At 62.4% G+C, this 23115-nt stretch carries 22 protein-coding genes, 1 tRNA gene and 1 pseudogene; 13 read left to right on the top strand and 11 right to left on the bottom strand.

What is annotated here, in order from left to right; translation table 11 throughout:
• The first annotated feature begins 28 nt into the window (after nt 1–28).
• Nucleotides 29–607 carry an NUDIX domain-containing protein gene (locus tag AC0L28_RS18200; RefSeq protein WP_287259702.1) on the top strand — a complete coding sequence of 193 codons (579 nt, stop codon included), beginning with the start codon at nt 29–31 and terminating at the stop codon, nt 605–607.
• 112 nt (nt 608–719) lie between these two features.
• On the opposite strand, the gene AC0L28_RS18195 is transcribed toward AC0L28_RS18200, so the two are convergent.
• Nucleotides 720–808 (bottom strand) — tRNA-Leu (locus tag AC0L28_RS18195).
• 481 nt (nt 809–1289) lie between these two features.
• Entirely contained in the window at nt 1290–1835 is a 546-nt protein-coding gene (locus AC0L28_RS18190; RefSeq protein ID WP_473479136.1) for a hypothetical protein, read from the bottom strand.
• A 171-nt stretch (nt 1836–2006) separates the two neighbouring features.
• On the opposite strand from AC0L28_RS18190, the gene ade reads away from it, so the two are divergent.
• On the top strand, nt 2007–3818 hold the full coding sequence (gene ade, locus AC0L28_RS18185) for an adenine deaminase (RefSeq protein ID WP_473479133.1): 1812 nt from the start codon (nt 2007–2009) through the stop codon (nt 3816–3818).
• Nucleotides 3819–3843: 25 nt separating this feature from the next.
• Here ade and AC0L28_RS18180 read toward each other — a convergent pair whose 3' ends face one another.
• Together AC0L28_RS18180 and AC0L28_RS18175 are read right to left on the bottom strand one after the other, a co-directional pair.
• The gene (locus tag AC0L28_RS18180) at nt 3844–5004 is read right to left on the bottom strand and encodes an alpha/beta hydrolase (protein ID WP_473479130.1); all 1161 of its coding nucleotides are present in this window, start codon (nt 5002–5004) and stop codon (nt 3844–3846) included.
• A 1-nt stretch (nt 5005) separates the two neighbouring features.
• Nucleotides 5006–6073 (bottom strand): alpha/beta hydrolase, encoded by a 1068-nt coding sequence (locus AC0L28_RS18175; protein ID WP_473479127.1) that lies wholly within the window; start codon nt 6071–6073, stop codon nt 5006–5008.
• A gap of 222 nt (nt 6074–6295) precedes the next feature.
• Here AC0L28_RS18175 and ilvA point away from each other — a divergent pair, with 222 nt between their 5' ends.
• Entirely contained in the window at nt 6296–7552 is a 1257-nt protein-coding gene (gene ilvA / locus AC0L28_RS18170) for a threonine ammonia-lyase IlvA (RefSeq protein WP_473479124.1), read from the top strand.
• On the top strand, nt 7549–8109 hold the full coding sequence (locus AC0L28_RS18165) for a DUF1697 domain-containing protein (protein WP_473479121.1): 561 nt from the start codon (nt 7549–7551) through the stop codon (nt 8107–8109). The genes ilvA and AC0L28_RS18165 overlap by 4 nt, the downstream gene beginning before the upstream one ends.
• Before the next feature lie 4 nt (nt 8110–8113).
• On the opposite strand, the gene AC0L28_RS18160 is transcribed toward AC0L28_RS18165, so the two are convergent.
• Complete coding sequence (locus AC0L28_RS18160; RefSeq protein ID WP_128182250.1) at nt 8114–8407, bottom strand: DUF2218 domain-containing protein; 294 nt, start codon at nt 8405–8407, stop codon at nt 8114–8116.
• A 27-nt stretch (nt 8408–8434) separates the two neighbouring features.
• Entirely contained in the window at nt 8435–8875 is a 441-nt protein-coding gene (gene gloA, locus AC0L28_RS18155; protein ID WP_128173234.1) for a lactoylglutathione lyase, read from the bottom strand.
• Between the two features lie 239 nt (nt 8876–9114).
• Between gloA and AC0L28_RS18150 the strand changes: the two genes are divergently transcribed.
• The 3 genes from AC0L28_RS18150 to AC0L28_RS18140 all read left to right on the top strand — a co-directional run bounded on the left by AC0L28_RS18150 (nt 9115) and on the right by AC0L28_RS18140 (nt 11244).
• Nucleotides 9115–9690 carry a cold-shock protein gene (locus AC0L28_RS18150; protein WP_329608822.1) on the top strand — a complete coding sequence of 192 codons (576 nt, stop codon included), beginning with the start codon at nt 9115–9117 and terminating at the stop codon, nt 9688–9690.
• Nucleotides 9691–9943: 253 nt separating this feature from the next.
• Entirely contained in the window at nt 9944–10456 is a 513-nt protein-coding gene (locus tag AC0L28_RS18145) for a DUF192 domain-containing protein (protein WP_128168508.1), read from the top strand.
• 20 nt (nt 10457–10476) lie between these two features.
• A complete protein-coding gene (locus AC0L28_RS18140) occupies nt 10477–11244 on the top strand; it encodes an alpha/beta fold hydrolase (protein WP_473479119.1) in 768 nt (255 codons plus the stop codon).
• Between the two features lie 61 nt (nt 11245–11305).
• Here AC0L28_RS18140 and AC0L28_RS18135 read toward each other — a convergent pair whose 3' ends face one another.
• Nucleotides 11306–11905: an HD domain-containing protein gene (locus AC0L28_RS18135; protein ID WP_473479117.1), complete on the bottom strand. Its 600-nt coding sequence runs from the start codon at nt 11903–11905 to the stop codon at nt 11306–11308.
• Nucleotides 11906–12057: 152 nt separating this feature from the next.
• Between AC0L28_RS18135 and cysE the strand changes: the two genes are divergently transcribed.
• Together cysE and AC0L28_RS18125 are read left to right on the top strand one after the other, a co-directional pair.
• Nucleotides 12058–12906 carry a serine O-acetyltransferase gene (gene cysE / locus AC0L28_RS18130; RefSeq protein ID WP_023798183.1) on the top strand — a complete coding sequence of 283 codons (849 nt, stop codon included), beginning with the start codon at nt 12058–12060 and terminating at the stop codon, nt 12904–12906.
• Nucleotides 12907–13102: 196 nt separating this feature from the next.
• A complete protein-coding gene (locus tag AC0L28_RS18125; protein WP_013531334.1) occupies nt 13103–13306 on the top strand; it encodes a DUF3126 family protein in 204 nt (67 codons plus the stop codon).
• Nucleotides 13307–13664: 358 nt separating this feature from the next.
• On the opposite strand, the gene AC0L28_RS18120 is transcribed toward AC0L28_RS18125, so the two are convergent.
• A complete protein-coding gene (locus tag AC0L28_RS18120; protein ID WP_287321351.1) occupies nt 13665–14396 on the bottom strand; it encodes a hypothetical protein in 732 nt (243 codons plus the stop codon).
• Between the two features lie 322 nt (nt 14397–14718).
• Here AC0L28_RS18120 and AC0L28_RS18115 point away from each other — a divergent pair, with 322 nt between their 5' ends.
• Complete coding sequence (locus tag AC0L28_RS18115) at nt 14719–15246, top strand: gamma carbonic anhydrase family protein (RefSeq protein WP_128246578.1); 528 nt, start codon at nt 14719–14721, stop codon at nt 15244–15246.
• Here the strand turns inward: AC0L28_RS18115 and AC0L28_RS18110 are convergent.
• Entirely contained in the window at nt 15198–15857 is a 660-nt protein-coding gene (locus tag AC0L28_RS18110; RefSeq protein ID WP_473479113.1) for an ankyrin repeat domain-containing protein, read from the bottom strand. The genes AC0L28_RS18115 and AC0L28_RS18110 overlap by 49 nt on opposite strands.
• Nucleotides 15858–15977: 120 nt before the next feature.
• Nucleotides 15978–16205 carry a DUF1127 domain-containing protein gene (locus tag AC0L28_RS18105; RefSeq protein ID WP_473479111.1) on the bottom strand — a complete coding sequence of 76 codons (228 nt, stop codon included), beginning with the start codon at nt 16203–16205 and terminating at the stop codon, nt 15978–15980.
• Between the two features lie 173 nt (nt 16206–16378).
• Between AC0L28_RS18105 and AC0L28_RS18100 the strand changes: the two genes are divergently transcribed.
• The 3 genes and pseudogenes from AC0L28_RS18100 to AC0L28_RS18090 form a co-directional block, all read left to right on the top strand.
• Nucleotides 16379–18391, top strand: a complete 2013-nt coding sequence (locus AC0L28_RS18100) for a BTAD domain-containing putative transcriptional regulator (protein ID WP_473479109.1) — start codon at nt 16379–16381, stop codon at nt 18389–18391.
• A gap of 1462 nt (nt 18392–19853) precedes the next feature.
• Complete coding sequence (locus AC0L28_RS18095; protein WP_473479107.1) at nt 19854–20840, top strand: hypothetical protein; 987 nt, start codon at nt 19854–19856, stop codon at nt 20838–20840.
• Nucleotides 20841–22039: 1199 nt separating this feature from the next.
• A pseudogene (locus AC0L28_RS18090) lies at nt 22040–22204 on the top strand (SAM-dependent methyltransferase); the annotation flags it as partial.
• A gap of 237 nt (nt 22205–22441) precedes the next feature.
• Here the strand turns inward: AC0L28_RS18090 and AC0L28_RS18085 are convergent.
• Nucleotides 22442–23050 (bottom strand): transglutaminase-like cysteine peptidase, encoded by a 609-nt coding sequence (locus AC0L28_RS18085; protein WP_473479106.1) that lies wholly within the window; start codon nt 23048–23050, stop codon nt 22442–22444.
• Between the last annotated feature and the right edge of the window lie 65 nt (nt 23051–23115).

The raw sequence follows: 23115 nt of genomic DNA, 5'->3' as shown, positions 1-23115 counted from the left end.
ACGCCTCGCCGGCAACACGGAGTTCACCATGGAAGACCGCATTCGCATCCGTTCGGAGGAAGTCCTTTCCGACGACTGGGCAGTCCTGAAAAAGACCGTCCTCGATTATCGCCGGCGCGACGGGCAGTGGGAGACGCAGATCCGCCAGACCTACGATCGCGGCGACGGCGCGGTGATCCTGCCTTACGACCCGGAGCGCTCGACGGTTCTGCTGGTGCGGCAGTTCCGCTACGCGGCCTACGCCACCGGCCACCGCGAGCCGCTGATCGAGGCCTGCGCCGGCCTGCTCGATGAACACGATCCCGAAACCTGCATCCGCAAGGAGGCGGAAGAGGAACTCGGCTATAGGCTGAAGGACGTCGAACGGCTGTTTTCGCCCTTCATGAGCCCCGGCAGCGTGACCGAACGGCTCTGGTTTTTCGTCGCCCGCTATTCGCCGACCGACCGCATCTCCGACGGCGGCGGCGCGCCGGACGAAGGCGAAGACATCGAGGTCCTGGAAATGCCGCTCGACGAGGCGCTGGCCGGCATCCACGACGGCCGCATTATTGACGCCAAGACCATCATCCTGATCCAGCATCTGAAGCTGAACCCGATCCGGGTGTGATCCAAGCCGGAACCTGCATGCACCAGCGCTGTGGCGTCGGCGTTGCTGGTGCGGACGACGGGAATCGAACCCGTACGATCAGAGATCGAGGGATTTTAAGTCCGAGGTGAGGTGGTGCGAGCGACGGGGATCGAACCCGTAAGCCATTGTAGTGGCGGCAGATTTTAAGTCTGCTGAGTTTACCAGTTTCTCCACGCTCGCTGGCACAGTTGGCCCTGTTTGGCACAGCCGTGTCACTGTGTCACGAAGGTTTCTCAGCAGGATTGGCACGGGCAAACTTGGTGCGCTGCTGCGGTGCAGAACCTTTTGATGGCGGAGCGAGGCGCCCCCCTCTGTCCTGCCGGACATCTCCCCCACTTGGGGGGGAGATCGGCAGCTTCGCGGACAGCGTCCTTTTTTGCCAGGTTGGTGTTGGCGAAATCAGTGATGAAGGCCGATCTCCCCCCTCGTGGGGGAGATGTCCGGCAGGACAGAGGGGGGCGCGAAGGATCGCTACGGAGCGCGTTTATTCTGAGCCGTTGCATTCTTCGGCGGATGTCACGGAATGGATCCCAGGGTCTGCGCCGCGTCGCTAGGATGACGAAGGCGCGGCGGCTTTCGGCCAATCGCAGACGTTGGAGAATTGGCGGCTGCAGGCCGGTCAGCAGCGACGGGCCATCCACTGATTCAAACTTGATCAAAATCATCCCGGAACCATTTCGGAGCGGCTGAGTTTCGGGCTAAAGCTACTGGAACCCCTGACATGGCAGAGTTTGACGCAGGACAAGGGAAGTCTGTTGCCAACGCGGTACGGCGATTGCTGCGTTCCGAAGACTATCGCCGGCACCTGCACGGCGTGCTGAATCTTGCCATAGACCCACGACTGCCCAGCACCTTTGTCCCATTGCTTGAGGCGCTTGATCAGGCCGGGCGGGAACCGTTTCGGCATTCCCGGAGCCCAAACGAGCGATAACCGAGTAAACGCGCCGACTTCTCCTGTACCCGCTATTTTCTCCACCCCATGACTCAACGCTATGACATTGAGAAGACACCTGAAGGCACATGGGACATCATCGATGTGTTCACGGGACTGCCGGTTGTCGAGGTCGGCGTCCCGTTGATCGACATGCCGATCGAAGAGGCCGACGATCTGGTCGAGCTTCTCAACTGCCGCGACAGGGAACAGCGGGGCGATACTTGAGCGGCCGATTTCCTGATCGAAACTCCCGAACAAGCTGATTTGCCGCAAACGGACTCGCCTTCCGGTTGAGGCATTTTGTCGTGGACGGCGCCTCGCAGCGCCGCCGACGGCGCCTCCGGCAACGAGAGGTGAAGACCGCGTAGCCGCACACGACCCACAAGTTCCCCGCTGGTCAAAATCCGCGCGGCTTGGCACAGTCGGGAAAACAGGAGTCTCCTCATGGCGAAGACCGCGCGTGCGACGAAACCAAAACCCTGGGCCGAGGCGGCGACGCATCTGGTCGACGTCGCCATGGGCAGGAGGCCCGCCGATCTCGTCATCCGCAACGGGCGCTGGGTCAACGTTCATTCCGGCGAGATCATCGCCGGCACAGACATTGCCATTGCCGGCGGCCGTTTCGCCTATTGCGGGCCGAATGCCGGCCATGCCATCGGCCAGGGCACCAAGGTGGTCGACGCCGGCGGGCGCTATCTGGTGCCGGGCCTTTGCGACGCGCACATGCATGTCGAGAGCGGCATGGTGACGGTGACGGAGTTTTGCCGCGCGGTCATCCCGCATGGCACCACCTCGATGTTCATCGACCCGCACGAGATCGCCAACGTGCTCGGCCTGCCGGGTGTGCGGCTGATGCATGACGAGGCGGTCGCCATGCCGATCAACGTCCTTGTGCAGATGCCGTCCTGCGTGCCTTCCGCACCTGGGCTGGAGCATGCCGGCGCCGAGCTGACGGTTGCCGATGTGACCGAGGCGATGGGCTGGGAGAACATCGTCGGACTTGGCGAGGTGATGAACTTTCCCGGTGTCGCTGCCAACGATCCGGTGATGGCCGGCGAGATCGCCGCGACGGTGAGGGCGGGCAAGACCGTCGGCGGCCATTATGCCTCGCGCGATCTCGGCCTGCCGTTCCACGGCTACGTCGCCGGCGGCCCCGAGGACGACCACGAAGGCACGCGCGCCGAGGACGCCATCGCCCGCGTCCGCCAGGGCATGAAGGCAATGCTGAGGCTGGGCTCGGCATGGTACGACGTTGCCTCGCAGATCAAGGCGGTGACGGAGGGCGGGCTCGATCCGCGCAACTTCATCCTGTGCACCGACGACAGCCATTCCGGGACGCTCGTCCATGAAGGCCATATGGACCGGGTGGTCCGCCACGCCATCAGCCAGGGGGTGAAGCCGGTGACCGCGATCCAGATGGCGACGCTCAACACCGCCCAGCATTTCAGGCTGGAGCGCGAGCTGGGGTCGATCGCACCGGGGCGGCTCGCCGATCTGCTGATCGTTTCCGATCTGGCCGCAATGACCATCGACGAAGTCTATGGCCGCGGCGCCAGGCTGGCCAAGGGCGGCAAGCTCGACATCGACATTCCGGCCTATGACTATCCGAAGACGGCAAAGAACACCGTCAAGCTCGGCAAGAAGCTCAAACCGGGGGATTTCGACATCGTGGCGCCTGTCGGCGCCAACGAAATTCGGGTGCGGGTCATCGGCGTGATCGAGAACCAGGCGCCGACGCGGGCGCTTGAGGCCGATCTTCCGGTGGAGGACGGCCTGGTCGCCATGGACCGTCGCAACGACGTCTGCCAGATCGCGCTGGTCGAGCGCCACCGCGGCACGGGCGGCGTCACCAACGCCTTCGTCTCCGGCTTCGGCTATATGAGCGACTGCGCCATGGCCTCCAGCGTGGCGCATGATGCGCACCACATCATCGTCGTCGGCACCAGCAAGCAGGACATGGCATTGGCGGTCAACCGGCTGGGCGAGGTCGGCGGTGGCGTCGTGCTGTTCTCCAGGGGCAAGGAACTGGCGCTGGTCGAAATGCCGATCGCCGGCCTGATGTCGGACGAGCGCGCCGAAATCGTCGCCGCCAAGGCCGACAAGCTGACCGAGGCAATGCGCAAGATGGGCTGTTCGCTGAACAACGCCTACATGCAGCACTCGCTGCTGGCGCTGGTCGTCATCCCGGAACTGAGGATTTCCGACGTCGGCCTGATCGACGTGACGACGTTCCAGAAGGTCGACCTGTTCGTCTGACAACGACCAAGGGCGTGTCCACTCCTCATCCGCCGGTCGCGATGGTCAGCACCTTGAACGGCGTGGTGATGACGATCTCGGCGACGGAGCCGACGGCCTTGCCGATGCCCTGGCCGAGATTGTTGATCGGCTGCGCCGGATCGACCTCGTCTGATGCCAGGCCGGCCGGGGCGCGCAACCGGTCGCCGAGCAGTTGCACCAGGAACGGGTTGTCGGCGAATTTGGCGTGGTTCAGGCGGTCGCCGCCTTTGGTCTTGCTCAAGTCGACCACCGACACGCCATAGCTGGCGAGGTCGGCCGCGTCGCCATAGTCGCCGACGCGCGGCTTGTCGCCGGAGATCAGGGAGGACAGCCTCAGGGCGCGATCGTCGCCCGAAAGCAGGATGGCGAAAGGCTTGTCGGGCTTGCCGTAACGGATCATCTGCTTCTTGAATACATCGACATCGATGTCGGGCGAGGCCAGGATGACATAGCCGAGCTTGTCGCCGAGATCACGGTCGCCGGTGATGGCAAGCTGGCGCAGCGCCTCCATCGTCACCCAGGTGCCCATCGAATGGGCGATGATGTCGATGCTCTTGGCCTTGGTCTTGGCCAGCATCCGCAACGTCTCTTCGAGATCGTCGCGCGCCGCGTTGGCGCTTTCCTTGTCGTAGATATAGCCCGTGGTCTTGCCGCTCGACGCCCATGAGAACAGCACCGGCGTGCCGGAGTATTTTGTGTCGTGCGCGATCTGCGTCAGCCGGTAGATGCCGTCGTCGAAACCGTTGTTGAAGCCGTGCACGAAAACCAGAGCGCGGTCGCCGCGCATGGCGATATCGGCGCCGACCGCCTTGGCGAATTGCGGGGCGCCTTCGTAGAATTCGACCTCGGTTGCCGTGAAATCCTTCGCCGGATTGCTGTTGGCAGAACCCCTGACCCGCTCGATGGCGCCGACCTGATGGATTTTCGGGACGGTGACCTCGACACTGGCAAAACTGGTGGTCGGTGAACGGTCACCGTCGAACACCTGCCGCGGGTCCTTCGTCGCCTTTTTTCGGGTGGTGGCGACGAAGATCTCATGCGTGGCGGCGATGTCGGAGGCAGGCACCGTCACGGTCGTCATGTTGAGAAGGTCGTGTGTCTTGCGGCCGGCGCAGCCGGTCACAGCGAGCGCAAACGCTACGACGAGAAAAGTCTTCGAACGCACCTCACTGCCCGAGCAGGCTGATGCGGTCTGTCACCTCGCGGTCGCTGGCAAATCCGTCATCCTCGCGCAGCCGCTGGCCGATCATCTTCACCAGCTCGGGGTTGTCGGCAAATTTGGTGTGGTTGAAGCGATCCGATCCCTTGACGCTGGAGAGATCGACGACGCTCACGCCATAGTCGGCGAGGTCGGCGGCGTCCTTGTAATCGCCGACGCGCGGCCGCGAGCCGGCGATCAGGCCGGAGAGCCGCAGCGCACGGTCGTCGTCGGACAGTAGAAGGATGAATGGCTTGTTCGGCTTGCCGTAGCGGCGCATCTGGCTCTTGAACACGTCGACATCGATGTCGGGCGAGGCCAGCACGACGTCGCCGAGCTTGCCGCTGAGATCGCGGTCGCCATTGATGGCGAGCTGGCGCAGCGCTTCCATGGTAACCCAGGTCCCCAGCGAATGGGCGACGATGTCGATGCGCCGCGCGCCGGTCTGGGAGAGCATTCTCAGCGTGACTTCCAGTTGGTCGCGGGCAGCACTGGCGCTTTCCCTGTCGTAGACATAGTCCCGGGTCTTGGCGCCCGATGCCCAGGAAAACAGCACCGGCGTGCCCGGGTAGCCGGAATCATGGGCGATCTGGGTGACGCGGTAGACGGCGGCGTCGAAGCCGGTGTTGTAGCCATGGACGAAAAGCATGACGCGGCCGCCGCGCGCGGCGATGTCGGCACTGAGCGCGTTGGAGAATTTCGGCGCGGTGTCGTAGCCGACGACGTCGGAGGCCATGAAATATTTGGCCGGGTCGTTCGACTTGCCGCGCGAGCGCCGCTCGATCTGACCGGCTTCGTGGGTTCCCGGCACGGTGACGTTGACGCGGGCATAGTTCAGCGTGGCCGAGCGCTCGCGGTCGAAAACCTTGCTGGGATCGTCGGAGCGCTTGCGCGTCGTGGCGATGAAGATGCTGTGGTTGCCGGCTATATCGGTCACCGGCGCCGACACCATGACGCTGCCGAGCAGTTCCTCGGTCTGCCGGCCGCCACAGCCGGCAACGAGCAAGGCAAGGACAAGGATACAAATCTTCTTCAACTCTAGAATTCCACTCCGGCCGAAAGGCTTGATCCAACCTCCGCGACCCCTCCCGGACAGCCGAAGTGCGGCAGAAGTAAGTCGTTTCCTGCCGAAATGCGCTCAGCGGCTTGCGACAGTCATCGCACTGTTGCGCGAAAGCCAGAACGATTGCCCTGATCAAACACGTACGGCGTGTGCTAGCTTCGCGAACACCACAGACGATCCGGGGTAATTTTTTCGATGACCAGTTTCTCTTCCCGCGTCGCTGTCGCCGCTGCCGCGATCCGCCAGATCTTCCCGGAAACACCGCTGCAGGAAAACGATTATCTGTCGAAGAAGACCGGCGCGCGCGTGCTGCTGAAGCGCGAGGACCTGTCGCCGGTGCGCTCCTACAAGATCAGGGGCGCCTTCAATTTCTTCCGCAAGGCGCTCGCCGCCGGCAACGATGCCGAGCTGTTCGTCTGCGCTTCCGCCGGCAACCATGCCCAGGGCTTTGCCTTCGTCTGCCGTCATTTCGGCAAGCGAGGCGTGGTGTTCATGCCGGTGACGACACCGCAGCAGAAGATCGACAAGACGCGGCTGTTCGGCGGCGAATTCGTCGAGATCAGGCTGGTCGGCGACTTTTTCGACGACTGCTACCGCGCCGCCTCCGAATTCACCGAAAGCGCCGGCGCGCACATGGTGCCGCCGTTCGACCACAAGGACATCATCGAGGGGCAGGCGACGGTCGCCTACGAGATATCAGGCCAGATGCCGGGCGCGCGCACGCCCGACATCATCATGCTGCCGGTCGGCGGCGGCGGTCTGGCAGCGGGTGTGACGCATTATTTCGCCGACCAGCGCCGCGACACGCGCTTCGTCTTCTGCGAGCCGGCCGGCGCGCCAAGCCTGAGCGAGAGCCTCGCCACCGGCAAGCGTATCAAGCTCGCCAGGGTCGACAATTTCGTCGATGGCGCGGCGGTGGCCGAGATCGGCCGCGAGCCGTTGCGGCATCTCAGGGCGTTTGCCACTGAATCGGTGCGGCTGATCCCGGAAAACCGGCTCTGCGCGACGATGATCGAGATGCTGAACGTCGAAGGCGTGGTGCTGGAGCCGGCCGGCGCACTGGCGATTGACGCGCTGAAGGATTTTTCGAAGAAGGAAATCAGGGGCAAGACCATCGTCGCGGTGGTTTCGGGCGGCAATTTCGATTTTGAGCGGCTGCCGGACGTGAAGGAAAGGGCGCTGCGTTTCGAGGGGCTGAAGAAGTATTTCATCATCCGCTTTCCGCAGCGGCCGGGCGCGCTGCGCGACTTCCTCGAATTGCTCGGTCCCGACGACGACATTGCCCGCTTCGAATATCTGAAGAAATCGGCGCGCAATTTCGGTTCGGTGCTGATCGGCATCGAAACCAAGGACCGCCGCAATTTCGAACTGCTCAACGCCAATTTCGAGGCCGAGGGCGTCCAGTATCAGGACATCACCGACAACGAGACGCTCGCCGGGTTCATCATATGAGCGCCCGGGCGAAGATATTCGTTGCGTTGTTTTCTGGCATCAATGTCGGCGGCAACCGCATCGTCAAGATGGCCGAACTCCGGTCGTTCTTCGAGGAGCTCGGCTTTGGCGACGTCGCCACCTATGTGCAGAGCGGCAACGTCGTGTTCCGTTCGGCAAAGGGCGACGCGGCCACGCTGGCCAAACAGCTGGAAGCGGCCTTCGAGAAGAAATGGGGATTTCACTCGCGCATCATGGTGCGCGATCTCGGCTGGTTCGAGCGGCTGGTGGCGGAAAATCCCTATCCGGAAGTCGCCGGCGAGCCGACCAAGCTTCACGCCTATGTGCTGGAGCGCCCGCCGACCGCCGACGAGGTCGCGCGGCTGGCCGAAAAATGCACCGGTCCCGAACGGTTCGAGATCAGGGGCGACGTGCTTTACCTGCATGCACCGGAAGGCCTCGGCAAATCGGTATTTGCCAACCTCATCCCGCGCACGCTGAAAGTGCCCGCCACCGCGCGCAACTGGCGCACGGTGCTGATGCTGCTGGCGATGGCCGGCCGGAATGGCGGAGCGTAGTCGCCTACGCTGCCGAAGCCTTTCTCCAATCGAAGGTCAGCTCTTCGCGGAAAGCGAAGCGTTTGATGTGGTCGGCGACGACCGTCTCCAGCCGCTCCAGCGAGCCGGCTTCGTCGGCGGTCACCGCGATATGCAGCGCTGCCGGGTCGGCATCGAGAACCGTGCGGCCCAGTGAGAGATCGATCGTGCCGTGGTTCGGATCGAACGCGACGGGAAACTTGTGCGCCCAGTGCTTGCAGAGCTGCTGCAGATAGCGGCTCGCATGTTCAGTGACGACATCGGCATGGCTGGTCGGCATGAATGAATTCTTCCCCAATGCGGCCCGTTACCAGCTTCCGGTATTGGGCATCGACGCCCAGGGCTCGGCCTTGGCCTTGGCCGGGCCTTTCTGCAAAAGCTCGATCGAGATGCCGTCCGGCGATTTGACGAAGGCCATGTTGCCGTCGCGCGGCGGCCGGTTGATGGTGACGCCCTTGTCCATCAGCTGCTGGCAGGTGGCGTAGATGTCGTCGACCTCGTAGGCGAGGTGGCCGAAATTGCGGCCGCCCTTGTAGTCTTCCGGATCCCAATTGTAGGTGAGCTCGATCAGCGGCGCCTTGTCGGTGATGCCGCTTTGCTCGTCCTCGTCCGCTGCGAGGAAGATCAGCGTGTAGCGCCCCTGTTCGTTTTCGTGGCGGCGCACTTCCTTGAGGCCAAGCTTGTTGCAGTAGAAATCGAGCGAGGCATCGATGTCGGCGACACGGACCATGGTGTGGAGGTAGCGCATGTGGTTTTCCTCGAAATGTTGCGTTGCGGCGGAACATAGGGGCCACCCGGCCAAAGGGCAATTCCCGATAGCCGCTCCTGCCGGCAAACAACAAATCCGGTATTCCCGCAATGAACCGTGAAAAAACGCAGCTCAGGTCTTGCACACACCGGAAACGGAAGTGTTAATCTAACGTCAAGAATCAGTTGCGGTATTCTTGGAAAAAGGGGGGCGTTGTTATGGGGGAAAAAGCCTCTTTCATGGGGCGGGACGGAACCGGTCACGACGCCTTGCAAAGAGACGAGAGCGGCGACACGGCCGGTCTTGTCGAGATTGCGGGCGCTATCAAATGGTTCGACGTGGCCAAGGGTTACGGTTTCATTCTTCCCGATGACGGCTCTTCCGGCGATATTCTCCTCCATGTGACCTGTCTTCGAAAAGACGGTTTCCAGACCGCCTTGGAAGGTGCGCGCGTCGTCTGCCTGGTCAAGCAAGGTGAGCGCGGATTGCAGGCGTTCCGCGTGCTCTCCATGGATCTCACCACGGCGACCCATCCGGCGGAGATGCAGGAGCAGCGCACCCACGTCTCGGTGACGCCGGAAAGCGGCCTCGAACGGGCGCTGGTGAAATGGTTCAACCGCACCAAGGGGTTCGGTTTCTTGACCCGGGGCGAGGGCACCGAGGACATTTTCGTCCACATGGAGACGCTGCGCCGTTACGGTATTACCGAACTCAGGCCGGGGCAGGTCGTGCTGGTCCGCTTCGGGCGCGGCGACAAAGGCCTTATGGCTGCCGAAATTCACCCGGATATGGGTACCTTGCCCGTCTCGCACTAAGCCTCACCCCGATCGAATCGCAAAGCGACCTGGTGCTTTCTGCTTGACCGTGATCTTTTTCGAACCGTAGGTTCGCGATCATGGTCCAGGTAGTTTGAGATTCAGGTCAGGCCGTGCCGAAAATGGTGGGTTCCGAGAACCGGAGCGGAGCGTACTTTTGGGTACGTGAGCACCGGAAGCACAGGAAACCGCCGTTTGCAGGCCGACCTCACCTGAATTTCAACATACCTAGGATGATGGCCGAGGAGTCTGAATGACTTACAGGAACTGGCTGACAACGGGCATAGTCTGCGCCGCGATCGCCTTTGTCATCGCCACAGGCGCTTTCTTCCATTCGCAGCGACCGGCTTCGGCAGACAGCCGGGCGATGATCCTTGCCGTCGACCCGCAGCCGCTGGTCGCGGTGACGAAAGGCGGCGAACGCTCTTTCTCCGTCGAAATCGCCGACACCTCGGCCGAGCGCGAGGCTGGCCTGATGTTTCGCGAGGAGATGGCCGACGATCATGGCATGCTATTCGTGTTCGAGGAGGCTCGGGATGTCAGCTTCTGGATGAAGAACACGCCGATGCCGCTCGACCTGATCTTTGTCGGTCAGGACGGCAGAATCCGGGCGATCAAGCAAGGCGAGCCGCAATCCGAGGCGATGATCTCGCCCGGCGAGCCGGTTCGCTTCGTGCTCGAGCTCAAGGCGGGCACGGCCGCCAGGAGCAGCATCGAGGACGGCGACCTGTTGCGTCACCCGGCAATCGGCACTGCGCACAACTGAACGCGCAGGATCCATCGCAGATGCAGTTTTTCGCCCATGACGGTTTTGACCTTGCCTTCCTCGACCGCCAGCCGGCATCGGGGCAGGGCGATCCGGTGCTCATGATCCATGGCTTTGCCTCGACCCATTACGTCAACTGGGTGTCGCCCGGCTGGTTCAAGGCGCTGAACGATGCCGGCTACCGCGCCATCGCCTTCGACAATCGCGGCCACGGCGCCTCGTCGAAGAGCTATCAGGACGCCGATTATACGCCGGCAAGGATGGCGTCCGACGGGGCAGCGTTGCTGAACCATCTCGGCATCGAACGCGCCCATGTCGTGGGCTATTCGATGGGCGCGCGGATTTCCGCTTTCCTGGCGCTTTCCGATCCGGACAAGGTGGCGACGCTGGTCTTCGGCGGTCTCGGCGTCGGCATGGTCGACGGCGTCGGCGACTGGGATCCGATCGCGGCCGCCCTTCTGGCCGACGATCCAGATAGCACCAGCCATCCGCGCGGCCGCTCGTTTCGCGCCTTCGCCGACCAGACCCGCAGCGACCGCCGGGCGCTGGCCGCCTGCATTGCCACCTCGCGAGAATTGCTGGCCGAGGCCGACATTGCGCGCATTGCCCAGCCGACGTTGATTGCCGTCGGCACCAAGGACGATATCGGCGGTTCGCCCGACGAACTGGCCGCCTTGATGCCGAACGCCAAAGCTTTCCATATCGAGGGCCGCGACCACATGCTGGCCGTCGGCGACAAGACCTTCAAGCAGCGGGTGCTGGAGTTTTATGCCGAAAATCCGCTGTGAGCAGGTAGGTGGTTGAGTTGGGTGCCCGCCGGCATCAAAGGTGCTGCACCCGCAGCAGCGCTCATGCCTCAAGTGCTTCGAGCGAACGCGCCATGTTTTGCCGAGCCTGAGCCTCGAACCGCTGCCGGAACTCCTCGGTGTGGAAGATGTGCGGGCGGGCGAGGAAGCCCTTCAGGACAGCACTGCGGCCGGCACGCCACATCGGCTCTTCCACCCAGCCATATTCGCGGCGCACCGCCTGTTCATAGGCGTCGAACGCATCAGGCGGCGCCCCCAGGATCGCCAGGTCCATGTCGAGGAACAGCGCTGCATCGCGGGCGGCATTTTCGTCGTCAAACTGCGGCAACTCATGCGTGGCGGTGGCTGATATCATCGCGGTGATGCGGCCAAGGCGCTGCGCATCGGTGCGGCCGGCGAGCTTTGTCTCGGCAAGGGCGGCACTCCTCGCCTCGTTGTCCTTGGCCCGGCTGTCATAGATGGCGTCGTGGAACCAGATCGCCGCCTCGACCGCCTCGGGGTCGTGCAACGATGCCCGATAGTGGCCGGCCAGCGCCAGCATCGCCTCGATATGGGCAAGGCTGTGATAGTGGCGGCCTTCGGCCTCATAGAACGCGGAAAGCTCGCGCTTCAGCGGCTCGTCGATCAAGGCTTGGTTTTCCATGGCCGCTTGAATTTCCGTGAACCAAATCCATTTGACAAAGCACTAAGGAAAATTGAGTTCAACCGTGCTATGATCTGGCTTATAGAGCATGTCGCGCAAAAGTGCGCAGCGGTTTTGGTGCCAAGCCGGAGACATTAGGCCGGAGACCATTGATGAACAGCGTTACGATTGCCCGCCCGACCATGGTGAAGCCGATCGACCCGATCTGGCGCTCGATCCGCGACGAAGCGATGGAGGCGGTCAACCGCGATCCGCTGCTGGCGGCGTTCCTCTATTCGACCATCCTCAACCAGGAAAGCCTGGAGGAAGCGGTCATCCATCGGCTGGCCGAGCGGCTCGCCCATCAGGATATCGGTTCCGATCTCATCCGCCAGACATTCAAGGCGATGGCAGCCGACGACAAGGATTGGGCGTCGACGGTGCGTGTCGACATTCAGGCCTACTACGACCGCGATCCGGCCTGCGACCGCTTCATCATGCCGGTGCTCTATTTCAAGGGTTTTCATGCCATCCAGACGCACCGGCTGGCGCATTGGCTGTGGAACCAGGGCCGCCAGGATTTCGCGCTCTACCTGCAGAGCCGGTCGTCCTCGGTGTTCCAGACCGACATCAACCCGGCCGCCCGCATCGGCAAGGGCATCTTCCTCGACCACGCCACCGGCCTCGTCGTCGGCCAGACGGCGGTGATCGAGGACGACGTGTCGATCCTGCACGGCGTGACGCTGGGCGGTACGGGCAAAGCCGGCGGCGACCGCCATCCAAAAATCCGCTACGGCGTGCTGATTGGCGCCGGTGCAAAAATCCTCGGCAACATCGAAGTCGGCCATTGCTCCAAGATCGCGGCAGGCTCGGTGGTGCTGTCGCCGGTGCCGCACAACAAGACGGTTGCCGGCGTGCCGGCCCGCGTCGTCGGCGAGACCGGCTGCGACCGGCCCTCGCGGCAGATGGACCAGCTTTTGCCGTCGCAGTCGATGGACCACGTCGTCAGCTTCGATATTTGAGCGCTCGGGCAGGGGCCCTTTGCAAAGGCGTCTTTCTCCCGTCACTATACGGGGAGAAATGCCCGGCAGGGCAATGAGGGGCAGCGCAAACCTCAAGCGATTGCCCTGTCTCTCTCGCCGGCTTGCCTTTACATCGCCATTGTCGACGTGCCAGAAGCGCGCTCAAACGAGCAAGACCGACGATCGGAGAAGACTTTTGAAGCCGGACGAAATCAGAAAGCTGGACGCCTATTTCAAGCGCGTCTTCCAGAACCCTAAGCTTGAAGTGAAGGCGCGGCCGCGCAAGGATGATTCGGCCGAGGTCTACGTCGGCGACGAATTCCTCGGCATCGTCTTCAAGGACGAGGACGACGGCGACTATAATTTCTCGATGGCGATCCTCGACATCGACCTCGCCTGAGCCGGGAGTTTACGACCGGCGGCAGGCCGCCATGCTTTCGTCATCCTAGGGCGAAGCGCGAAGCGGAGCGCAGACCCTGGGATCCAGGCCGTGACATCGGCCGAAGAATGCAGCGGTCAAGAACTGTCCTCCGCTGCTTCGCGGCAAGATAAGGAAGGCAATCCTGGCAAAGGCCGCTCCCGGCACTGCTATTCTGCATCGCTTCGGCGCTCGAAAGTCACGGAATGGATCCTCGGGCCTTCGCGGTTCGCTTCGCTCCCACTCCGCCCGAGGATGACGAAAGGAGAGGCGTTTTCGCCAATCTCCGCCGTTTGCGATTGCCCCAAAGCGCCTCGCATAATCCTTCAGACACAATGCGTTAGAGCCCGGCCTTCAGCATACGCGCAGCCTTGGCGGCGATGGCTGCGTCGAGCGCCTGCCAGTCGCTCAGAAATTCCATGGGAAAGCGGTAGGTGAGGCTGAGATTGTCGCCGACCAGAATGTCGCGTTCGCAGGGCGCCAGCGATTGCGCAGCACTTGCGCCGCTCAGGCAGCGGGCCACGAACGGGTCCTTGCCCCGGCGATTGCCGACCGCCAGCACTTCATTGAAATAGCCTGATTTTTCACTGAAGCCGTAAAGCGTCGTGCCGCCCGGACCGGGCGTGCCAGGCTCGACGATAAGGGCGCTGTAGATCGGCGCGAAGCGGCCGCTCATGTCACGCGACATGACCTGTCGTTCGAACGACAGAAAAATGATGCTCCTGCTGGGTCCTGTGTGGTTGAAATCGTCGCGGGCGGCCTCGCTGTAGCCGTCCATTTCGGGATAACGCAGATAGAGGTCGAGGCGCGAGGCGATGCCATCGCGCCGCGCCTGGTCGAAGCGGATGACATTGGCCGGCACGGCGATGACGTTGTTGCCGATCACCACCTCGTGGACTGTCGTGTCGTCGGTATATCCGGCCATGGCGATCGAGCGGCCCAACCATTTGCCGCCAAGGCTGATCGTCATCGAAAGCACTGCCAGCGCAGCGAACACGTAGAACACCCGCTTCATCAGCTTGGAATCGACGATGGTGAGTTGCGGACCGTTGGCGGCGGCTGCCTGCTTCATCGCGATCCCCGATTATCGGCAGCCTGTCCCAATGTGTCTGTTCCCTTGGGCTGTCCTTGAGCGACCCATGTGCGTGGCACGGCTCTTGTTGCACGCCTGTCGAAACACGACTGTGCGATTTCATGGTAAATGGAAGGTAAAGATGGGTCCGGTCGGACACACGTACTCGTTGCTTTTATAGTTGCCTGACGGCGCTGATCTCTTGCGGTTGCACGGCGACGATCTTTGGCGTTGGGCGTCGTGCTGATCGACATTGCATCCCAGGCAGGCACTCTCCTAGGGTCGACCGATCTTTCAGCCTGAGACGATTCGGAGGAGAAAAATGCCGCTCTATGCGATCGATGGAAAAGCCCCCGGTTTCGAGGACGCCGACAGCAACTGGATCGCGCCCGACGCTACCCTGATCGGCGACATACAGATCGGCCGCAACGCGGGCTTCTGGTTCGGCGTCGTCATCCGCGGCGACGACGAGCCGATCATCATCGGCGCCGACACCAATGTGCAGGAACACACGGTCATGCATACCGATGTCGGTTTTCCCCTGACCATCGGGCAAGGCTGCACGATCGGCCATCGCGCCTTGCTGCATGGCTGCACGATCGGCGACAACAGCCTGATCGGCATGGGCGCCATCGTGCTGAACGGCGCGAAGATCGGCAGGAATTCGCTGGTCGGCGCCGGCGCCCTGGTCACCGAAGGCAAGGAATTCCCCGACAATTCGCTGATCATCGGCTCGCCCGCCCGCTTAGTGCGAACACTGGACGATGCCGCGGTCGCAAGCCTGCGCGCTTCGGCCGCGCACTACGTCGCCAACGGCAAACGCTTCAAGGCGGGGCTGACGAAGACCTGAGGCCAGCCTTGGTCAAATCTTCGGCTATATGGTTCACCGGCATCGTCGCCCAACTCACCGTCCATTGGAGCCGCGCCTGGTATTGCATCGCGCAGCAACGAAGCGCCGGCTTCAAAGCCGGCATTGTCGGCGTCCTCGAGGGCTGTCGTATAGTCGTCGATGCGGGTTTCGAGCGATGGGTCGGCGCCCGCCAACAGCAGGCGGATGGCATCGACGCTACGGATGGCGACCGCATAGTGAAGCGGCGTCCAGTCGTTTACGCCCCGCATGTTCAGGTCTGCGCCCCCATCGATCAGGGTTCGGACTATTTCCAGTCTGTCAGCCCGGTCGGCGGAGAGTGCCGCAATGATTGCCGGAAAACCGCCGTGGTGGTGATAGTTCGGGTCCGAGCCCGCATCCAGTAAGATCGAGATGAAAGCGGCGGGGCTCCAATAGATCGCATACTCCAGTGGATGCCCAAGGCCGAGTTCAAAGGGCATCTGCTCGTCGAACCAGCCGGGTGAGCCGCCGAGAGCCACACCGAGGGCCTCGAAGTCGCCCGCCTTGAACGCGTCGTCGATGGCCTTGAACAGGCGGTGGCGCTCGCATCGATCTTCCGGGATTTCCAACATCGCAGCGATCCGGAGGTTGAATTGGCCGCCATATTGCTCCCATCCGCCGCTGCCTGAAAGCCTCATGGGCGGGTTGCGATTGGAGAGCAGGTCGATAGCTTGCGCAGCCGTACGCCGAACTTATCGCATCGACATCAAGTTCGTGATCAGACGTGCCTTGATGTCGAGTGCGGGTCGATGGGCCTCCGGATGACCGATGTCGTCCAGCTGATCGGCCGTCAAGTCGGCTAGTGCCCTGCGTCTTGCGACGGTCCGTCGCCACCCCCTGAAATCGGCGATCATCATTGTTACGCTTTTCAGGCTGGGTCCTTTCGAGGTGCGGGCGGCGCGAGTTTGCGTGTCAGCCATTTTTAGTCTCCCATTTCGAGATTTGCGGATGAGAGCGTGCCACGCGAGTGTTTTCGGGCTGTTCGGCTGTGCGTGAAAAAAACCGAAAAGCCCGACGAGCTGCCGTTAAATCGGTGTTAAAACTATCCTCCGAAATGTATTCCGCCGCGGCGGTCAAAGTCTGGAGACCATCTGTGCGCATCAGGTTGCTGGGCGGCCTCGAGGTTACTTCGCCGGAGCGCCGGCCCGTCCGTTTCGCCACGCGCAAGACTTCGCTTCTTTTTGCTGCCCTGGTGCTGGCGGGCCACCGCGGCCAGCGTCGCGAGCAGCTTTCCGAGGCCTTTTGGCCGGGACGAAGCAATGGCCAGGCCCGCAATAGTTTGCGGCAAGCGCTGGTCGACATCCGGCGCTCGTTCCCGACCAGCAAGGATGCCACCCTCTACATCGATGGGGATCAGGAAGCCATCGCGCTGGTTGCCGGTCCGGATGACGCGGACATTTCGATCTTCGACCGGAAACTGGAGCAGGGCGGGGCGGCCGATCTCGCCGTCGCCGCCGACCTCTACCGCGGTGGGGTGCTTGCGGGGGAATCCATTCCTGAGGAACTGGATGAGTGGTTTGGACCCTATCTGGACAGGTATCAGCGTAAGGCCCTGCAGTTGGTCGATCGGCTGAGCCTCGCGCTGCCGATACCCGGCTCAGCGGAAGAGACGGCCTGCGAAGGGCTGGCAGAGAGATTGCTTGCCTCAGATCCTACCGCGGAGGCCGCCCATCGGGCGCTTATCCGGATCCATGCTCATCGCGGTCACGAAAACGCCGCCTTGCGCCAGTTCGAGCTTTGTCGGACTGCCCTGAAAAAGCAGCTGGATGCGGAGCCGGAGGCGCAGACAAGCTCACTGGCGGCTTCTCTGCAGTCCCGCGGACGAACTAGAGATCGGCGGCCCGGGCCAAGCTCTGGCGTCGCGTCGCCGGTGCAGGTGCTGGCAGTTCCAACGAGACACGACGACCAGCCGTCGATTGCGGTGCTGCCGTTTCAGAACCTAAGCGGTGATATGGAGCAGGAATACTTTGCCGACGGTATGGTGGAAGACATCGTCACCGCCCTGGCTCACTTTCGTCACCTGTTCGTAGTCGCACGGAATTCGAGTTTTACCTACAAGGGACGCTCGATAGACATAAAGCAGGTCGGGCGTGAACTGGGCGTGCGCTATGTGGTCGAGGGAAGTGTGCGGAAAGCGGGTGAGCGCCTGCGCATCACCGGACAACTCCTCGACGCTTCGAGCGGCCTCCACCTGTGGGCTGACCGTTTTGAAGGTACTCTAGCCGAGGTTTTCGATTTTCAGGACCAGATCGCCTCGAGCATCGTCGGCGCGATCACCCCAAAGGTCGAGGAGGCGGAAATTGAGCGCGCCAAGCGCAAGCCGACTGAGGACCTCGACGCCTACGACTATTATCTGCGCGGGTTAGCGTCCCACGACCGAGCGGTCACTACCAAGGAAACCATGGATGACGCTCTGCGGTTCTTCATGAAGGCGATCGGCTGTGACCCGGTGTTCGCTGCCGCCTATGCCCGGGCGGCGCGCTGCTATGCGGCGCGAAAGAGCAACCGCTGGATGATCGATCGCCTAGAAGAGACTGCCGAGGCGACCCGACTGGCAAAGAGAGCGATCGAACTTGGATGGGACGATGCAATTGCCCTTTCGTACGGCGGATACGTGCTCGGCTATGTAGGCGGCGATGTGGAGGAAAGCGCGGCGTGCGTCGAACGCGCGCTTGGCCTGAACCCGAACTTGGCTGCGGCGTGGGGTTACAGCGCCTGGGTTCAAGCGTGCTTAGGTGAGCCGGAGAAAGCCGTCGAGCGCGCCGCGCAGGCAATGCGCCTCAGTCCGTTCGATCCTCGCTTTTTTGTTTGGGAATTTTGCACCGCACTCGCTCACTTTTGTGCCGGGCGCCACAACGATGCTGCTGAGTGGGCGAAAAGGTCTTTGCGCTCGCAACCAAACTACGCGAGTGCGACGCGTGTGGCGACGGCAAGTTACGTCTTGGCCGGTCGGCTTTCGGAAGCCGAGAAGATGATGGCCCGCCTGCGCGAACTCGACCCTACGTTGCGGCTTTCGAATCTCGCTGAGGTGCTGCCGCCGTTTTGTCGACCGGACGATCGCAGCAGATATATCGAAGGACTTCGCAAGGCGGGCCTGCCCGATTAACGCGGTGTCAGCGTGAAGCGAGGCAAACGGCTTCGGCACCAGATGGCCGACGTACTGCCGATGGATGCTAACTATAAGGTGACGGTTGACCGTGGAGGCCTGTGACCTAGCTTAAAGCTTAGCCGGACCGTCCAGAGCCGGAAATGGTGGGATGGTGCGCTACCGTGGGAGAACTCTGGGGACGTTGAGATGCAGAGGTGCAAGTCGGCTTTTCAGAGCCTGTGCGCCCTTGGCGGCCGACAATCGGCGGCCACGGCCTGTCAAGTTTCGTTTCAAACAAAAGTCATCTGCGCCGGCACGCCTATCAACGCGCGACCGCCGCTCCGCCATGCAACAACAATTCGAGCACTGGAGGGACCTCGAAGCAAGTGACAGCTTCGAACGCGACCAAAGGCTTTAGCCAGCACCAAGGCGAGGGGCCAACAACGCTTCACGATCTTAAGATTACACCCAAAACCGCACAGGCACGGCAATGCCAAATCATCTTGCCGAAATTTACGCAAACAGCGCAGATCTCGCCGTCCTGGGCGGGATAGCAGCATTTGCCTCGATGGGCCTCTATCTTGTGCTAAGGCGTATCCTTATCGGGGTGCAACGGCGTCGCCTCAAATCAGATGTGAGCGAACGCGGATCTGACCTCCCCGAGGAGGAGGTGTTTTGGGATTGGGAAATCCCGGTCGACCTTGCAACCGAGCCTGCTTCTTCTTCTCAGATTGCCGTGCCCTCAGACGCGGCAGACCTGGATATTCGGCGTCAGGATGCCAATTGCCTTCGGTTCGGGGTGCGAATCGAGTATTTCGACGTGATCTCCGAAGCTTGCGAGAGCTCGTCTGTCACCCAGACCAACGCTGTCGCTTCCGCGACGAACATAGCGCAATCCGGCCGACTTGCGACATCGATCAGGGAAATCGCTGGCTATGTTCATAGGCAGGTGGCGGCAAATCTTGCCGCCCTAACTAGTCCAGTATTGACGGCTCTGAGCCGTATGCCAACACAACTCGCCCTCGCGGAGAATCCCGACCCCACCACGGCGACGGCCTCACCTCCTCGCATTCGCAGGCCGATCGGTCTTGTGCCCCGCTTTGGCGTCGCAGCAATCTGTCTGGCCGTGCCGCTTAGCTATGCGATGACGAGACAAAACTGGGTCGAAAGCGCCCCCGCCATTTCGCTGGTCCAGGGCAACGTCAATCCGGAGCTTTCGCGATCCTTCGAGCTTCCGGCGAGTGCTGCATTGGATGTGCGTAGGCCAGCCCAGGGAGACGAGCGCACGAGTGTCGAATTGCTCAGCCCGGATCTCACGGCTGCCCGGGCGCAAGTCGGAGCAGCTGGTGCTCAGGCAGCCGCAGCGAAGGAATTGGACGGCCAGGAGCGCCGGGCGGCGGAAGGTGAGCGCGCCAGGAGCGCCGCTCTGCAGCGAGCGCTGCTCGAATCGCGCAAGGAGATCGACGCGCTGAGGACAAGCATGGCAGCCGCCGCCAACGCACGCCAGGAGCAATTGCGCAACGAGCTCGCGGCAGCCCGTACAGCTGACGCATTGCGGCGCCTTGCGGGAGATGCCCGCACGATGCTGAGCGAGGCCACCAACTATGTCTTTACGGAGATGCCCGCTGCTCACCTGGAGCGTCAGCGAGCCGGATGGGTGGCGCGCGATCTATCGCGAGCGCAGGCGCAAATTGAGCGGCTTGAGACCGAGGCCGCCGAGGATCGCGCCAAGGCCAAGGCTTCGCTGGCGCAAGCGAGCGGAATGCTCGATGACGAACGCCGAAAGTCAGACGAACTTCGTGGCGAGCTCTCCAAAGTGAAACTGTCCAATGCTGCGCTCATGGAGCGCGCGGACGCGGCTGAGCAGGAATTGACCGGTGCCGTCACAGCGAGAGAACGAGTGGAGCAGACGGCAGCCGAGACGGAGCGGGCGCTGGCGCGACAACAGGCGGCAGCAGCGTCGACGCGTGAGGAGCTGAAAAAAGCTCGCCTCGAGCGCGACGCGGCTGAACAGGAACGAGCCAGGGCAGTCTCAGCGAGAAAGCGTGCCGAGCAGACTGCAACCGAGACATCGCAGGCTCTGGCACGAGAACGCGCTGTGGCAGTGTCGACCCATGAGGACCTCGATAAAGCTCGCCTCGAGCGCGACGCCGCCCGAGCACTTTTGCTACAGGTCGCCAAGCTGAAGGAGGCTTTGGACAAGCAACGTGACGTCACTGTTTCTCTTTCCCGCGACCTGGCCGCCGCGCGCGCGGACAATGACAGGCTCAGGGCTGAGCGTCGCAGCGCCAAGATTGAGCCGCCGCTGAAGCGGCGCGCTGGCCGCGCAGCCGCCGCTGCCGGCGGGGTGAAGGCTGTCAGCCAGAAGACTGCACGCAGCAAGGCTCGCGACCCGGCGCGGATTGCGGGGGTGCGTTCTCTCACACTTCCCTATCCCCTCAGGCCAAGACAGGCGACATTGGAGTGATTTCCAAAACGACTGCGCGGTCCTCCTGTTGAAGGCCCAAGCTCTTTGAGATCATTGCGACACGTGTGTATTGCGAGAGTAGACTAGGATGAATCGAATCACCCCATTCGAATTCATTCTGCTCTCGTCGGCGAGTAGTTCTGCGCGATACGCTATGTCAGCCCGATCACACTGCCTGTAGCATTCAATTCGCATTTGATCGGCGCCTGCCGCGTCTCCACGTTGCCTTGCCGTCCATAGTCGATGCTGACCTCGACGGGAGCTGAGATTGTATCCGGGCTCAACCGACGTATGGAACCTGCGCTGCTGACGCGCACACTGGTCGCGCCAAACGGGGCGGCGGCCGACTCGATCGCATCACGGCAGGCGCGAACGACTTCATCCGGGACGCCCGGCAGCGCCTTGATTGGACTGACCGTTGCTGGACTGTCGACGTCACCAGGAGGCTGAAGGCTGGACGGAAGGTCGAGCGACCGTCCACTTGCGGACCGGGCGACACTGACGGCAGTGGCGGCCGTGGTTGCCGCAACTGCCGCCGTTGCAGTAGTGCTGGTCCCATCGTCATCCACCGGTGACCTGCTGCTGGAGCCGCTGGGTCCTTTGTGCGCGCCGTCTTTGCGGCCTTCACCGTGATGGCTGGCAGCGCTATTGCCTCCGCCACCCTGGCTGGCAGCGCTATTGCCTCCGCCACCATGGTTGCCACCGCTTTTGCCTCCGCCGCGCTCGCCGCCGGCGGTAGCTCCTGCGCAAGCTACCGCGATCGAGCAAACGAATACGAAATATGCCCAGCTGGATTCAGAGGATTGACGCACGACCACCTCCATAAAGTGCGTCGGTCGAACCGTCTTTCCGCGCCATGCAGTCAGAAAGGCGCAACCGCCGCCGCCCCCAGGCAAACCTCGCGACTAACCGCCCACGGAGGGTAACTAGGGGATCAAGCCGGTGTATCAAGGACGCTGTACGCGGTACGTGCGTCGTCCCGGCTACCGGCGGGAGGGGAGGCCACGATCTGACCACGTCGCTGACATTCTGAGGTGCAGCGTTAGAGAACTGCAAGCGTCTCTACAACTAGCCGACTCGCCTTTTGATGAGATGGTCTGCGAGGCCGGCCGCCTCGTCGGCGATTGCCGGTATTGTCCCCCGATTTCCGCGTCGATCCGGAAAACGAGGCCGGCAAATAGAGGCCCGGAAGAATGCCCACATTCGTGTGCACGCCCGCCTCGCTGTCGCAGGAAGTCTGGCTTGGGCTTGGCGCCCAGGCCGGCGAGGCGAGGTTGCGCAAGGTGGTGACCGGCGGTGGCTTCAAGCGCTTCCGTCGCGCCGCCGAGACGCCGTTCAACATGGTGCTGGAGGCTCGCCCCTAATGCGAAACAACGACCTAAAGCGCGTCGCATGAGGCCGCTCAAACGCGACGCGCTTTAGAGTGCGGACGCTATCTGGCGCGGCCGTCGCAAATGCATGTCGCGCAAAAACGCGCGGCGCTTCCGGGACAGCGTGCCGCTTCAAAAAAGTGGAGCCGGCCCGGGGACGGGGCCGGCTCCTAAAACCCGGTCGTTGGGGACGGGGAGGGTGGGGCTCGACCGGGTTTTTGCGTCGCGTCCTTAGCGGACGCTGGCAACCGCGCCGGAGCGGCCGTCGCTGATCGTTACCCAAGCGCCCGAATTCTGGCTCGATTGGCGCTTCAGGTAGGTGTAGTCGGTGTTGGTCCAGGGAAGCACCCTGGTTTCGAGATTGTCGAGGATGAACTCTCCGAGGCTGGTGCGCACGGTCAGCACCGCGTGGCCGTCCCCGTTCGGCTGGCGCGCAACAGTCATCAGCAGGTCGCCGGCCGGAACCCCGATGTTCATCAAAGCGCGGCGCTTTTCCAGCGCGTAGTCCTCGCAGTCGCCGAATTCGCTGCTGGAATAGGACCAGACCTCTTCCTTGCCCCACAGTTCCATATCGGTGCGCGGCGCGATCCTGCTGTTGACCGAATTGTTGATGCTCACGATCTTCGCCCACAGCTTGCGGGTCAGTTCGATCGGCGCCTGCTTCGGCGTCCGCTGATTGCATTCCTGCGGAATTTTCTGGCAGAACTCGTAATGGCCGACCGGCTGTGTGGTGCGGCTGCCGGTGTGCATGAAGGCAGGTCCCGCTGCATACGCTGTTCCCCAGGCGGTAAGCTGCGTCGCCATTGCCAAGAGCAACAGCTTGCCCCTCGTCTTCTTCATCGTCCAGTCTCCCCGTTTGAGGAGACAATGACACGATTGGATTTATTCGACGCAAAGGTTCGAAG

The organism is Mesorhizobium sp. WSM4847 (assembly GCF_055811335.1).
Note: the sequence above shows the minus strand (reverse complement) of the source record. Positions and strands in the feature narration are given on the sequence as shown.

Coding starts and splice junctions, on each gene's coding strand:
- AC0L28_RS18105 (WP_473479111.1), bottom strand. CDS start 16,205: ATGGCTGACACGCAAACTCGCGCCGCCCGCACCTCGAAAGGACCCAGC.
- AC0L28_RS18200 (WP_287259702.1), top strand. CDS start 29: ATGGAAGACCGCATTCGCATCCGTTCGGAGGAAGTCCTTTCCGACGAC.
- AC0L28_RS18140 (WP_473479119.1), top strand. CDS start 10,477: ATGCAGTTTTTCGCCCATGACGGTTTTGACCTTGCCTTCCTCGACCGC.
- AC0L28_RS18160 (WP_128182250.1), bottom strand. CDS start 8,407: ATGCCGACCAGCCATGCCGATGTCGTCACTGAACATGCGAGCCGCTAT.
- AC0L28_RS18165 (WP_473479121.1), top strand. CDS start 7,549: ATGAGCGCCCGGGCGAAGATATTCGTTGCGTTGTTTTCTGGCATCAAT.
- ade (WP_473479133.1), top strand. CDS start 2,007: ATGGCGAAGACCGCGCGTGCGACGAAACCAAAACCCTGGGCCGAGGCG.
- AC0L28_RS18135 (WP_473479117.1), bottom strand. CDS start 11,905: ATGGAAAACCAAGCCTTGATCGACGAGCCGCTGAAGCGCGAGCTTTCC.
- AC0L28_RS18085 (WP_473479106.1), bottom strand. CDS start 23,050: ATGAAGAAGACGAGGGGCAAGCTGTTGCTCTTGGCAATGGCGACGCAG.
- AC0L28_RS18120 (WP_287321351.1), bottom strand. CDS start 14,396: ATGAAGCAGGCAGCCGCCGCCAACGGTCCGCAACTCACCATCGTCGAT.
- AC0L28_RS18145 (WP_128168508.1), top strand. CDS start 9,944: ATGACTTACAGGAACTGGCTGACAACGGGCATAGTCTGCGCCGCGATC.
- ilvA (WP_473479124.1), top strand. CDS start 6,296: ATGACCAGTTTCTCTTCCCGCGTCGCTGTCGCCGCTGCCGCGATCCGC.
- gloA (WP_128173234.1), bottom strand. CDS start 8,875: ATGCGCTACCTCCACACCATGGTCCGTGTCGCCGACATCGATGCCTCG.
- AC0L28_RS18150 (WP_329608822.1), top strand. CDS start 9,115: ATGGGGCGGGACGGAACCGGTCACGACGCCTTGCAAAGAGACGAGAGC.
- AC0L28_RS18115 (WP_128246578.1), top strand. CDS start 14,719: ATGCCGCTCTATGCGATCGATGGAAAAGCCCCCGGTTTCGAGGACGCC.
- cysE (WP_023798183.1), top strand. CDS start 12,058: ATGAACAGCGTTACGATTGCCCGCCCGACCATGGTGAAGCCGATCGAC.
- AC0L28_RS18095 (WP_473479107.1), top strand. CDS start 19,854: ATGGCAGCCGCCGCCAACGCACGCCAGGAGCAATTGCGCAACGAGCTC.
- AC0L28_RS18110 (WP_473479113.1), bottom strand. CDS start 15,857: ATGTTGGAAATCCCGGAAGATCGATGCGAGCGCCACCGCCTGTTCAAG.